Raw genomic sequence first — 11,143 nt, 5'->3', positions numbered from 1 at the left:
GGTGGGTTCACAGCTGAAGACGCGGCAGCGGCGGTTTACCCCTCAAAAGAAACTTAACGCTACCGCTTCGATTCGAGATTGCCGGGGCTGCGTTGCAGCCCTTTCGCGACAGCAGGGCGCTGCTACAGGCGAGCGCGGCATCCTGTAGCAGCGGCCTTGCCGAGGGGCCGGCATGTCCAAGCCGAGCGGCCGACTCACTGGCGCACCAGCCGCTGCTGCCCTTGCCGCGCCACCAGCCGCACCGGCAGGATGGCCGGCAACGCCTCGAGCAGCACCTGCGGCCGGTCACTGGGGAAACTCCCTGTCAGGCGCAAACCGGCCACGTCGGGGTCGACCTGAACCCTGGGTGTGACATAGGCGTTGAGCTCGCCGATCACCTCGATCAGCGGCTGGTCGGTGAACGACCACCAGCCACGTTGCCAGTGCGCCAGGTCCGGGCCGTACGCCCCGCCGGCGCGCAGGCTGCCCAGGCGCCCCTCGCCGTCCAGGCAGATCCGCTCGCCGGCCTGCAGCTGCTGTTCGCCGCCTTGCAGGTCACGCACCCGTACCCGCCCCCGGGCCACAGCCACCTGCACCCGGCCGCCGCGGTCGCTGACCGTGAACGCGGTGCCGAGCACTTCCACCCAACCAAGGCGGGTGCTGACCAGGAACGAGCGCCAACGCTCGTGGGCAACATCGAAGTAGACATTGCCGTGCAGCAACAGCACCTGGCGCTGGCCAGTGTCGAAACGCACCCGCAGGTTGCTTTCAGCCGCCACCCGCAACTGGCTGCCATCGGGCAATGCCAAGGTTTGCGGCGTTTGCCCGTGGGCGGTCTGCAGGTCTTGCTGGTAGGCGGCACCGCGCTGGACCCTCCAACCCAGCCAACCACCGGCGGCCAGCAGCAAAGCCAGGGCGCCGCCCTGGCGCAGCACGCGCCGACGCGCCGGATCGAACCCTTGCGGCTGCAGCGCACCGCGCAATTGCGGGGCCAGACGGTGAACCAGCTGCCAGCGCTGCTCGGCTTCCTGCCAGGCCCGTTCATGCTCGGGGCTTTTACCGCGCCAGCGCTGGGCCAGCCCCTGGGTCTTGCGCACACGCTCGGGATCATCGCCATGCAGCGCCGCCAGGTAGGCCAGCGCCTGCTGCACCCTGCGCGGCGCTACCGGTTCAGTCATGACGCGCCGCCAAACGCAGTTCGGACAAGTCGAACACCGCCCGGGCGATATGCAGCTCCACCGACTTGGCCGACAACCCCAGCGCCGCGCACACCTCACGATGGCTATGGCCATGCAGGCGCACACGCACGAACACCTCGCGGCGCAGGCGCGGCATGCGCTCGATGCGCGCAATCAGGTGCTGCAACTGCTCGCGGGCGATCATGATCGCTTCCACGCTCGGGCTGAACGGCTCGGCGCGCACCAGCCAGTCCTCCAGTGCCGCCAGCTCGCTGCTGCGCCGCCGATACTGGTCGATGCACAGGTTGCGTGCCGCCTGGAACAACAAGGCACGGGCGTTGATCACCGGGGCGTTGAGCGCGTGGGCATAAGCCTGGGCGAAGCTCGACTGGGCGATGTCGGCGGCGTCGTCAGGGTTGCGCAGACGGCCGCCGAGGTAGCGCCGCAGGTCGCTGTAGTGAGCCAGGAGATCATCGACGATAGCCTGGAACGCCGGGTGGGCGTTCCAGGGGGTGGAAAGGCTGGTCATTGCGGTGACTGTGCGAGGCCGTTAATAGGAATTCCTATCATTCTCACACATGTCGCCGAACCATCGCCAGCGGCTCAGTAGCCCAGCTTGCGCAGCAACTGCCCTTCGTTCTGTGGTACGGGCCGGCCATAGAAGCGCATCAGTTCGCCGGCGCGGTTGGTGAAGATGCCGTCCACACCGGCCTTCATCGCCTTGTCGTAATCCACGGCAGCGTCGAGGGTGTACACATGCACCAGCAGCCCTTTGGCGTGGCTGGCCTGGTTCATCCAGGGCTGGATCAGGTCGGAATAACTCTGCTCGCCCAGGTGGGTACGCACCGCCGAAGGGCCGGTGCCGATGGCGCCGTCGGCCTTGGCGTAGTCCAGCCAGCGCTCGAACTCGGCACGGTCCTTGGGTTGCTGACGGGCGTAGAAGGCCGACTTGTCCTGCTCGCCAGACTCGCTGAAGTCCTGCCCGGAAGCCGGTTCGATACTGCCCTTGGCCACCCACAGCAGGAGAATCTTCGGTACCTGCGGCATGGCTTCGTGCAGCAGCTTGAGGCTGTTGCGGTCGAAGGTCTGCAGTATCACCCGGCCCGGCTTGTCCAGCCAGCCGCGGGCTTCGAGGCGTTTTTTCAGGTCTTGTTCGATGCCAGGGAACTGCGCCGGTTCCTTGGTTTCGATGTACAACCCAGGGTGTCGCGCGGGGTTGCCTTCGGCGATATCGATCACCTCGTCCAGGGTGAGGATGCGTTGCTGCTTGAAGGCTGCCCGGGCGCGCTCGGGATAGGCCTTGTTGAACCAGCTGCCGGCGTCCAGCGCCTTGAGCTCGGCCAGGGTGAAGGCGCTGACCGGGCTGGCCTTGCGCTCGGGGTAACGTTCGGCGACGTCGCTGGTACGCGCCAGTACGTCGTCGTGAACCACCACCAGCACGCCGTCGCGGGTGCGCTGCAAGTCCATTTCCAGGTAGTCGGCGCCCAGTTCGCGGGCCAGCAGGTAGGCCGGGGTGGTGGATTCTGGCGCATCGAAGGAAGCGCCCCGGTGGGCGATCACCGCCGGGTGGGCAATACCCTGGGCGGTGGCGAGTGCCTGGCCGTCGGCGGCCTGGGCAGTGGAGGTCGCCAACAACGTGGCCAGCAGGAGGGTTTTGTACATTCAGGTAGTCCTTTGCAAATCGGGACCGCCCCTTGCGAGGGGGCGGCAGGGTCAACGGTGCAGTCCTTGAGCGCGCAAGCCTCGCACACTCTGCATGACATGCTAAAGTCCCCGGCGTTTTCCGCCCCACCCAACGGACCACCCATGCCCGCACTCGACGCCCACCTGCCCACCTGGGCCGACCTCAACCAGCGCCACCCCAGCACTGCCCTGCTCCTGGGCAACGGTGCCAGCCGCGCGCTGTGGAAGCCATTCGGCTACTTCTCGCTGTACGAGCAGGCCCAGCAGGTCCGGCACAAGGGCCTGGGGGTGAGTGACCAGGCGCTGTTCAAGGCCGTGGGCAGCGAGTTGTTCGAACCGTTGCTCAGCCACCTGAACATCACGGCACGGACCAACGCGGCGCTGGCGATCAACTCCACCGCACCGCTCAACCGCTACTACTCGATCAAGGAAGCGCTGATCCACGCGGTGCGCGCCGTGCACCTGCCCTGGCCGCTGTTCGATGCCACGGCCCGCACGACGATCAACCAGGCCCTGCGTCAGTTTCGCAACGTCTACACCAGCAACTACGACCTGATCCTGCCCTGGGCCGTGGCAGAGCACCCGCACGGTTTCGCCAACCTGTTCGATGAACAGGGCTTCTTCGACGTGCGCCGTACCGCGAGCGAAGGCACGCGCATCCTCCACCTGCATGGCGGCATGCACCTGTTGAAATTGCCCGATGGCAGTACCCGCCAGCGCAGCGCCGAACAAGCCGAGCTGCTCGAAGGCTTCGCCGTGAACATTCCCGGCGAAGTCCCGTTGTTCATCAACGAAGGCCCCAGCGACGACAAGCTGCGTGCGATCCGCGGCTCCGACTACCTGGCCTGGAGCCTGGGCGAACTGGCCCGCGAGGCGGGCGGGCTGTGCCTGTTCGGCCAGCACCTGGACGCCAGCGACCAGCACCTGCTCGACGCCATCCGCCAGGCACGGCCGCGGCACCTGGCGATCGCCATACGGCCGCTGAGCGAGGCGTCGGTGGTCAACCAGAAGCAGCACTTCATCGAGCGTTTCGGCGATCTTCAGTCTCTGCCGCTGCATTTCTTCGACGCCTCCAGCCATCCCCTGGGCCTGCCGCAACTGGCGATCCCGGTGCCAGCCGATTTCAACCGGCGGCGCTGAACCAGGCACTTTGCAAATGTAAATAATTCTCGATAAGATCCGCACCCTTTCCCCACGGTCTGCCCCGGAAAGCGTGCATGCAGCGCCCAAAACCCGACCCTGTCGCCCACGGTTTCTACGCCGACATCCTGCATTTCCTGCGCAAGCGCATGGACAATGCCAGCGATGCCGCGGACATGACCCAGGATGTGTTCGCCCAATGGCTGGGCTACCGTGACCGCGCCAAGGTCGAGCAACCTCGGGCATTCCTGTTCCAGGTGGCGCGCAACCTGCTCAGCGACCACTGGCGCCGGCAAAAGGTGCGCCATGCGGCACTGGCCGACGAGCCCCTGGCCGATGCACAGGCACCGGCCGCCAACGACCCGCTGGACCATGCCCAGCAACAGCAGCGGCTGAATCAATTGCGCCAAGTGCTCGACGAGCTCTCGCCGCGGCGGCGCGAAGCCCTTATGCTGCACCGTTTCGAGGGCCTGACCCAGGCCCAGATCGCCGCGCGCATGAACATATCCGTCAGCATGGTCGAAAAGCACATCGCCGCCGCCCTGCTGCAATGCAAGCAACGCCTGGACAGTGACACCGGCACGGAGCAGTCCCCATGACCCCCACCGACGCGCTCGACCCGCAGCCGATCGACGCCCAGGCGGCGAGCTGGTTCAGCCGCAACCGCAACAACCCGACGCGGGACGAGCGCAAGGCGTTCAGCCAGTGGATGCAGACGGCAGAACACGCCCGTGCCTACCGCCAGTTCGAGCAACTGTGGGACGACCTGGCCGCGCTCAAGCAGGCCAGTCGACCGGTCGCCCTGCCCGTGCGCCGGGCACCCCGCTGGCGGCCGGCCCTGGCAACCGCGGCGGCGCTGCTGTGCGCCCTGCTGGTTGGCAACCTGGGGGCCGGCAGCGCCACCTTCGACCAGCGCATCGCCGCAGGCCCGAGCCTGCGCACCTTGCAACTGCCAGATGGCAGCGTGCTGTACGTCAACGCCCAGACTCGCCTACGCCTGGCGTTCGATGCCGAGCGCCGGTTGATCCACCTCGACCATGGCCAGCTGTACATCGAAGTCGCCGCCGACAAGGAACGCCCGTTGTTCGTCGATGCCGGCAGTGGCCGCGTGCGCGTGGTCGGCACCGGCTTCGACCTGCGCCGTGGCGAGCGCGAGCTGGTGGTCGGTGTCGCCCATGGCCAGGTGGCCTTCGAAACCCCCGGTGAGCGTCACCCGCCGGTGCTGCTCGGCGCCCAGCAGGGCGCCACCTACGACCTCGCCCGCGGCAGCCTGACCCGCCACGACCTGGGCGAGCAGGCCGTGGCCGACTGGCGCGAAGGGCACGTGAGCTTTCGCAATCGCGAACTGGCCAGCCTGATCGACGAAGTCGGCCTGTACCGCCAGCACCCCGTACTGCTCGCCGACCCGGCGCTGGGTCGCTACAAGGTGTCCGGCAACCTCGACGTGCAGGACCCCGATGCCCTGCTCAATGCCCTGCCGGCCCTGCTGCCGGTCAAGACCACGCTACTGGCCGACGGACGCTTGCGCATCGAACGGCGCTGAGGCGCAAGCGCGATAATTTTGAGAATTTTTATCATTCGCAGGTGAGGTTTTATCGCAAGCACGCGTCTTCCTCCCCGCCTGCCCCGTGATGGCGGGCATTTTTCCGGCCTTTTGCCGTTTGGGGGAAACCATGTTGTCGCTGCACTGCCTGCCTGTCCGTCCCACCCTGCTCGCCCTGTGCCTGTCCGTGAGCCTGGCCGCCGAAGCCGCGCCGGTGCCACTCGACCTGCCGGCCCAATCGCTGGCCCGCTCGCTAAGCCAGCTGGCCCAGCAGGCCAAGGTGCAACTGCTGTTCGACGAGGCCCTGCTCGGCAGCGCCCAGGCGCCAGCGCTCAAGGGCGACTACGAGGCCGAGGCGGCCATCGGCCGCCTGCTGGTGGGCAGCCGCTTCAACGTGGTGCGCATGGGCAATACCTATGTGGTACGCCTGCGCGACGACGACCCGGTCGCCGACAACAGCCTGCAACTTGGCGCCGTGAGCATCGTCGGTGACGGCCAGCAGGTCGACCCCAGCAACGTCGGCCGCTCGACCCTCAACCAGGAGCAGATCGACCGTTACCAGCCAAGCAACATCCCCAGCGTGCTGGCCACCCTGCCCGGGGTGAACATGGGCGGCTCGGCCAAGCCTGGCGGGCAGACCATCAACATCTGGGGCATGGGCGATGCCGAAGACGTGCCGATGACCGTCGACGGCGCCCCCAAGAGCGGCTTCGAGCGCTACCAGCAAGGCACCATCTTCATCGAGCCGGAGCTGATCAAGTACATCGAGGTCGAGAAAGGCCCGCACTCGGTCAAGACCGGCAATGGCGGCCTCGGCGGCAGCGTGCACATGGAAACCAAGGACGCCACCGACCTGTTGCAAGAGGGCCGCAACAGTGGCGCCATGCTCAAGTACGGCTACGCCAGCAACGATCACCAGCAGGTCTACAGCTCGGCGGTGTTTGGCCGTAGCGACGACGGGCGCATCGATGGCCTGGCCTATTTCACCAAACGTGACGGCGGCGACCTGAAGATGGCCGACAAGCTGCCCGACCCCACCAACAGCTGGCCGATCAACCCGCAGCGCCTGCCCAACAGCGCCCTGGACCTGGAAGGCGCGCTGCTCAAGACCAACATCCACTTCACCGACGAGCACAGCCTGGGCTTTTCCTGGTCGCGCTCGCAAAGCGAACGCTGGGCCACGTTCGCCTCCACCGCCTACTCGGTGCCGCCGTCGGCGGCGAACATCCAGAAGTACGGCTACGCCGACGCCCTCAAGCGCTTCCTGGCCAACCGCACGACCGTCGATACCACCTGGTCGACCACCTACAAGTACCAGCCGATCGAAAACCCCTGGCTCGACCTGCAAGTGAAGTACTCCGAGTCCGATACCCGGCAAACCGACCAACGCAACGCCAACGCGGTGCTGCAGCCGTCCACCGGCGGGCGGCGCATGGATACCGAGTACCAGGACCGCATGCTCGAGGTGACCAACACCAGCACCTTCCTCACCGGGCCACTGGAGCATGCCCTGACCGCCGGCGTGCAAGTGCGTCGGCATGATCGCGACACGCAGATGTGGATGCCCGGCAAGTCCTACGAAATACCCCGCTACAACTACGGTCACTACCAGCCCTACTTCATGCCCGCCGGCAAGGTCGACAGCCAGGGCTACTACCTGCAGGACGCCATCACCCTGGGCGACCTGACCATCACCCCATCGTTGCGCTACGACCACGTCACCAACGAAGGCAAGCCCAACCAGGCGCCGTATTACAACAACCCGGCCGCCGGCCACGACTACAGCGCCAAGACCTACACCGGCTGGTCGCCGCGCCTGTCGCTGTTCTGGAAGATGAACGAACAGACCGTGCTGTTCGCCGACTACAGCAAGACCTGGCGCGCCCCGGTGCTGGACGAGCAGTTCGAAGTGCAAGGCATCGGCAGCCGCACCGCCACCAGCCGCAACCTCGACCCGGAACGCATCACCGGCCTGCGCGCCGGCAGCATCAGCACCTTTGCCGATGTGTTCACCCAGGGCGACAGCGCGCAGATTCGCACCACGCTGTTTCGCAACAAGGTCAGCGACGAGATCTTCAAGGCCACCGGTATCGGCTGCCAGCAACAGATGGTTACCGGTGGCAGCATCGACAAGACCTGTGGCAAGGGCCTGATGGGCAACTACCGCAACATCGGCGACGTGGTGTACAAGGGCTTCGAGATCGAGACCTTCTACGACTCCACCTACCTGTTCGGCGCCGTCTCCTACGCCTGGATGGAGGGCCGTCACCAAGGCGCCTATACCAACCCCTGGGGGCCGGACGTCTGGGCCAAGGATGTGCCGGCACCGAAATGGATCACCACGCTGGGCGTCAAGATCCCTGCCTGGGATGCCCGCGTGGGTTGGACCGCACAGTTCGTCGGGGCCACCAAGCACCTGCCCAGCGACAAGTATTTCGAAGGGCCGGCCAGCGCCCTGGGCGATCGCTACTACGACAACTTCGGTAACGAGCGCTACGACATCCATGGCCTGTTCGCCAACTGGAAGCCACAGCAGCCCCACCTGAAGGGGACCGAAGTCAACCTGACGGTGGACAACCTGTTCAACAAGGCCGTGCGGCCGGAGCTGTCGGGGGAGAACGCCTTTACCGTCGGGCGTAACGCCAAGATCAGCGTCACCCGGTTCTTCTGAACCGCCCAGGCGACGATGCAAGGGAGTGCATCGCGCAGCGGGTCAATCGCGTTCGGCGCCAACCCGCTCCTGTGCCCTGGCGAGATTCACTTGCCGGGCGACCACCGCCAGCTCCAACACGGCCTGGGCCACCGCATGGCTACCGCGCGCCTGCATCCAGGCCAGGATATCGGCCAGGTGCCAGAGCGACAGGCTGCCGTCATGCACCGGTGCCGGGAAGCTACCCGGGTGGCTGAGCATGAGCTTGCGCATGTTCTGCCGCGACACGCCGACCATTTGCGCCACATCGGTAAGGCCGACCAGGTCGGGGCTGGCCTCGATCAGCCGGGCCTGGGGCATGGCCTGGCGGGCATCCGCCAGGGCACTGTGCAGCGCCTCCCGGGCCGTCGCGCCCTCACGGGCGAAGGCCAGGGCCACACGACCCGGCTGGCCGATGCCGACCACGGCGTCGTCACAACCGGCGTCGGCCAGGCGCTCGATCAGCGCGTCGAGGTCTTGCGGGCCGGCCAATTGATACTTGAGGGTGAATTCGTATTCCATCAGGTGCGCTCCGCTGGCTGGTTGACGACCCCGCGCGTCGACGTGCAATTGTCGATGATCCGGCGCAACTGCCGGGCGCAGATGCCTGGGTTTCGCGGCGTATTCCACACACTGGTGATGCAGAACTCGCCACAGCGGCATTCGCGGTCGTTATTGGGGCAGTAGATGCGCCCCCAGCAATGGCCCCCTCGTACCACGACCTTCCAACCCTGCGCTTCGGCGTGGCTCAGGGTTTGCTCGACGTCCTTGTTGGGATGGGTAGGACGGGCCATCGACTGCGCTGCAGTATGGGTGTCAGGATACGGTTGTCAAGTGACAACTTGCATGACGCCGACCGGCGTCACCCCGAACCCGCCTAGGCCCTGCTGCGCCGCCACCCAGCCCATAGAGGCTTCTTGGGAAAGGTCCTATAAAGAGAAAGGCAAAGCCGCGCAGCCAGATGCTTTACCCGGCAATCAACCCATCCGCGCGCAGCAGGCTTTCCAGGCAATGCTCCTGCACCCCATAGAACGCCTTGAGCTGCGTGATCTTCTCCAGCAACGCGGCGTTGTCCTGGGGCTGGCGACGCTTCACCGCAAGAATCATCTTGTTCTTGTTGGTGTGCTCCAGGGAAATGAACTCGAACACCTTGGTTTCGTAGCCACAGGCCTCCAGATACAGCGCACGCAGGCTGTCGGTGAGCATCTCGGCCTGTTGCCCCAGGTGCAGGCCGTATTGCAGCATCGGCTGCAGCAACCCCGGGCTGTGCAACTGCGGGCGGATCTGCTTGTGGCAACACGGCGAGCACATGATGATCGCGGCGTTGCAGCGAATACCGGTATGGATGGCGTAGTCGGTGGCGATGTCGCAGGCATGCAGGGCGATCATCACCTCGATGGCCTCCGGCACCACGCTGCGCACGTCGCCGCATTCGAACACCAGGCCAGGGTGTTCCAGGCGCGCGGCGGCAGCGTTGCACAACTCGACCATGTCCGGGCGCAGTTCGACACCGGTCACCTGTGCCGCGCGCCCCAGGCTGTTGCGCAGGTAATCGTGCATGGCGAAGGTCAGGTAGCCCTTGCCCGACCCGAAATCGGCCACCCGCAGCACCTGTTCGGGCGCCAGCGGCGCACCGGCCAGGGCATGGTCGAACACCTCGATGAACTTGTTGATCTGCTTCCACTTGCGCGACATCGACGGGATCAACGCGCCTTGCGCATCGGTCACCCCAAGGTCGCGCAGGAACGGCCGCGACAGTTCCAGGTAGCGCTTCTTCTCGCGGTCGTGCGCGGCGGGCGCCGCTTCACGCGGGGCCTGTTGGCCAAGGTGGCGGCGCAGCATCGGCTTGCCCTTCTTGCTGAACTCCAGCTGCACTTCCCCCGCGCCAATGAACAGATGGGCGTTGCGAAAGCTCGCAGGCAGCAACTCGGCGACCAAGGCTTGGGCCTGTTGCAGCGGCAGGTTGCGGGTGATGTCGCGGGTCTGGTGGCGATAGACCAGTTGCAGGCACGGCTCGCCCTTGATCTGCACCGGTTTGCCGATGATGCGTTGCAGGCTCTGGTCGGTGCCGACATGGCGGGCCAATACCAGCTTGGCCAGGCTGCCCTCGGCCAGGGCGTCGGCCAGCAGGCCCAGGAACTGGGCACGCGCGTCTGGCGCGGCGGGGGCGGTCGATGAGGAAGACATGTAAACGGGTGCCTCGGAAAGCGGGGGCGCGTTGCGCAGTGCCGCGCATTCTACGTCGATGACGGCCCATCGCGAAGGGTTTCGCGATGGGCGCCGGTCAATCGAGGATGACCAGTCGATTGGGCAACTCGTTGCGCGCGTGGGTCGGCGGCACATGCTCGCTGAGCAGTTCACCACAGGCTTCGATGCACTCGACGAAGCCCTGGAGGGTGTGCCCCTGGCGCACCTGCTCGGCAAACCGGGCGACGATCAACGCCCGCGCCTGCTCGGGCAGGTGCCGGGCAATGCCCTCGTCGACCAGGATCTCCACGTGCCGCTCGGCTTCACTGACGAAGATCAGCACCCCGGTGGCGCCGGCGGTACGCTGCAGGTTGAGTTCGAGAAACTGCTGGCGGGCCAGCCCGGAGGCGCGCCGTCGGCGCAATACCGGCGGCACCACCCAGGGTGCCAGGCGCGGATGACGCAACAGCAGGCACAGGCCGATGAACGTGAGCATCTGCGCCAGCAGCAGGCCGTTGACGCCCACCCCGCCCAGCCACAGGTGCAGCAGGCCCGGCACCAGCAAGGCCAGCAACGCGGCCCACAGCAAAGGCAGGTAGGGGAAGTCGTCGGCGCGGCGCGCCAGCACCGTGACCAGCTCGGCGTCGGTGCGCCGCTCGGCGCGGGCGATCGCCTCGGCGATCTGGCGCTGTTCGTATTCGGTCATGCCATCGTCTCTCGAGCGTTCTTATCGTTGTTATCCCG

At 66.2% G+C, this 11,143-nt stretch carries 11 protein-coding genes; 4 read left to right on the top strand and 7 right to left on the bottom strand.

Annotated elements, in window-relative coordinates; translation table 11 throughout:
* Positions 1 to 194: 194 nt before the first annotated feature.
* From KSS95_RS08315 to KSS95_RS08305, 3 genes are all read right to left on the bottom strand, one after another.
* Positions 195 to 1,157: a FecR family protein gene (locus tag KSS95_RS08315; protein ID WP_217853219.1), complete on the bottom strand. Its 963-nt coding sequence runs from the start codon at positions 1,155 to 1,157 to the stop codon at positions 195 to 197.
* The gene (locus tag KSS95_RS08310) at positions 1,150 to 1,686 is read right to left on the bottom strand and encodes an RNA polymerase sigma factor (RefSeq protein WP_217853217.1); all 537 of its coding nucleotides are present in this window, start codon (positions 1,684 to 1,686) and stop codon (positions 1,150 to 1,152) included. The genes KSS95_RS08315 and KSS95_RS08310 overlap by 8 nt, the downstream gene beginning before the upstream one ends.
* 74 nt (positions 1,687 to 1,760) lie before the next feature.
* Positions 1,761 to 2,819, bottom strand: coding sequence for a glycerophosphodiester phosphodiesterase family protein (locus KSS95_RS08305; RefSeq protein ID WP_217853215.1), 1,059 nt, complete (start codon positions 2,817 to 2,819; stop codon positions 1,761 to 1,763).
* A gap of 144 nt (positions 2,820 to 2,963) precedes the next feature.
* Here KSS95_RS08305 and KSS95_RS08300 point away from each other — a divergent pair, with 144 nt between their 5' ends.
* The 4 genes from KSS95_RS08300 (at position 2,964) to KSS95_RS08285 (ending at position 8,194) form a co-directional block, all read left to right on the top strand.
* Complete coding sequence (locus KSS95_RS08300; protein ID WP_217853213.1) at positions 2,964 to 3,980, top strand: DUF4917 family protein; 1,017 nt, start codon at positions 2,964 to 2,966, stop codon at positions 3,978 to 3,980.
* A 77-nt stretch (positions 3,981 to 4,057) separates the two neighbouring features.
* A complete protein-coding gene (locus KSS95_RS08295) occupies positions 4,058 to 4,579 on the top strand; it encodes an RNA polymerase sigma factor (protein WP_217853211.1) in 522 nt (173 codons plus the stop codon).
* Complete coding sequence (locus KSS95_RS08290; protein WP_217853209.1) at positions 4,576 to 5,523, top strand: FecR family protein; 948 nt, start codon at positions 4,576 to 4,578, stop codon at positions 5,521 to 5,523. Before KSS95_RS08295 ends, KSS95_RS08290 begins: the two co-directional genes overlap by 4 nt.
* 130 nt (positions 5,524 to 5,653) lie before the next feature.
* Positions 5,654 to 8,194, top strand: coding sequence for a TonB-dependent receptor (locus tag KSS95_RS08285; protein WP_217853207.1), 2,541 nt, complete (start codon positions 5,654 to 5,656; stop codon positions 8,192 to 8,194).
* 42 nt (positions 8,195 to 8,236) lie between these two features.
* Here KSS95_RS08285 and KSS95_RS08280 read toward each other — a convergent pair whose 3' ends face one another.
* From KSS95_RS08280 to KSS95_RS08270, 4 genes are all read right to left on the bottom strand, one after another.
* The gene (locus KSS95_RS08280; RefSeq protein WP_217853205.1) at positions 8,237 to 8,734 is read right to left on the bottom strand and encodes a helix-turn-helix transcriptional regulator; all 498 of its coding nucleotides are present in this window, start codon (positions 8,732 to 8,734) and stop codon (positions 8,237 to 8,239) included.
* Positions 8,734 to 9,006: a hypothetical protein gene (locus KSS95_RS24560; RefSeq protein ID WP_225935568.1), complete on the bottom strand. Its 273-nt coding sequence runs from the start codon at positions 9,004 to 9,006 to the stop codon at positions 8,734 to 8,736. The genes KSS95_RS08280 and KSS95_RS24560 overlap by 1 nt, the downstream gene beginning before the upstream one ends.
* A gap of 172 nt (positions 9,007 to 9,178) precedes the next feature.
* Entirely contained in the window at positions 9,179 to 10,399 is a 1,221-nt protein-coding gene (locus KSS95_RS08275; protein ID WP_217853203.1) for a class I SAM-dependent methyltransferase, read from the bottom strand.
* 97 nt (positions 10,400 to 10,496) lie between these two features.
* On the bottom strand, positions 10,497 to 11,105 hold the full coding sequence (locus tag KSS95_RS08270; RefSeq protein ID WP_217853202.1) for a TPM domain-containing protein: 609 nt from the start codon (positions 11,103 to 11,105) through the stop codon (positions 10,497 to 10,499).
* Positions 11,106 to 11,143 lie beyond the last annotated feature (38 nt).

The organism is Pseudomonas muyukensis (assembly GCF_019139535.1).
GTDB lineage: Bacteria > Pseudomonadota > Gammaproteobacteria > Pseudomonadales > Pseudomonadaceae > Aquipseudomonas > Aquipseudomonas muyukensis.
Note: the sequence above shows the minus strand (reverse complement) of the source record. Positions and strands in the feature narration are given on the sequence as shown.

What these genes read in the sequence shown, in the direction of transcription:
- KSS95_RS08300 (WP_217853213.1), top strand. Translation starts at nt 2,964, where the DNA reads ATGCCCGCACTCGACGCCCACCTGCCCACCTGGGCCGACCTCAACCAG.
- KSS95_RS08290 (WP_217853209.1), top strand. Translation starts at nt 4,576, where the DNA reads ATGACCCCCACCGACGCGCTCGACCCGCAGCCGATCGACGCCCAGGCG.
- KSS95_RS08285 (WP_217853207.1), top strand. Translation starts at nt 5,654, where the DNA reads ATGTTGTCGCTGCACTGCCTGCCTGTCCGTCCCACCCTGCTCGCCCTG.
- KSS95_RS08280 (WP_217853205.1), bottom strand. Translation starts at nt 8,734, where the DNA reads ATGGAATACGAATTCACCCTCAAGTATCAATTGGCCGGCCCGCAAGAC.
- KSS95_RS08275 (WP_217853203.1), bottom strand. Translation starts at nt 10,399, where the DNA reads ATGTCTTCCTCATCGACCGCCCCCGCCGCGCCAGACGCGCGTGCCCAG.
- KSS95_RS08295 (WP_217853211.1), top strand. Translation starts at nt 4,058, where the DNA reads ATGCAGCGCCCAAAACCCGACCCTGTCGCCCACGGTTTCTACGCCGAC.
- KSS95_RS08310 (WP_217853217.1), bottom strand. Translation starts at nt 1,686, where the DNA reads ATGACCAGCCTTTCCACCCCCTGGAACGCCCACCCGGCGTTCCAGGCT.
- KSS95_RS08305 (WP_217853215.1), bottom strand. Translation starts at nt 2,819, where the DNA reads ATGTACAAAACCCTCCTGCTGGCCACGTTGTTGGCGACCTCCACTGCC.
- KSS95_RS24560 (WP_225935568.1), bottom strand. Translation starts at nt 9,006, where the DNA reads ATGGCCCGTCCTACCCATCCCAACAAGGACGTCGAGCAAACCCTGAGC.
- KSS95_RS08315 (WP_217853219.1), bottom strand. Translation starts at nt 1,157, where the DNA reads ATGACTGAACCGGTAGCGCCGCGCAGGGTGCAGCAGGCGCTGGCCTAC.
- KSS95_RS08270 (WP_217853202.1), bottom strand. Translation starts at nt 11,105, where the DNA reads ATGACCGAATACGAACAGCGCCAGATCGCCGAGGCGATCGCCCGCGCC.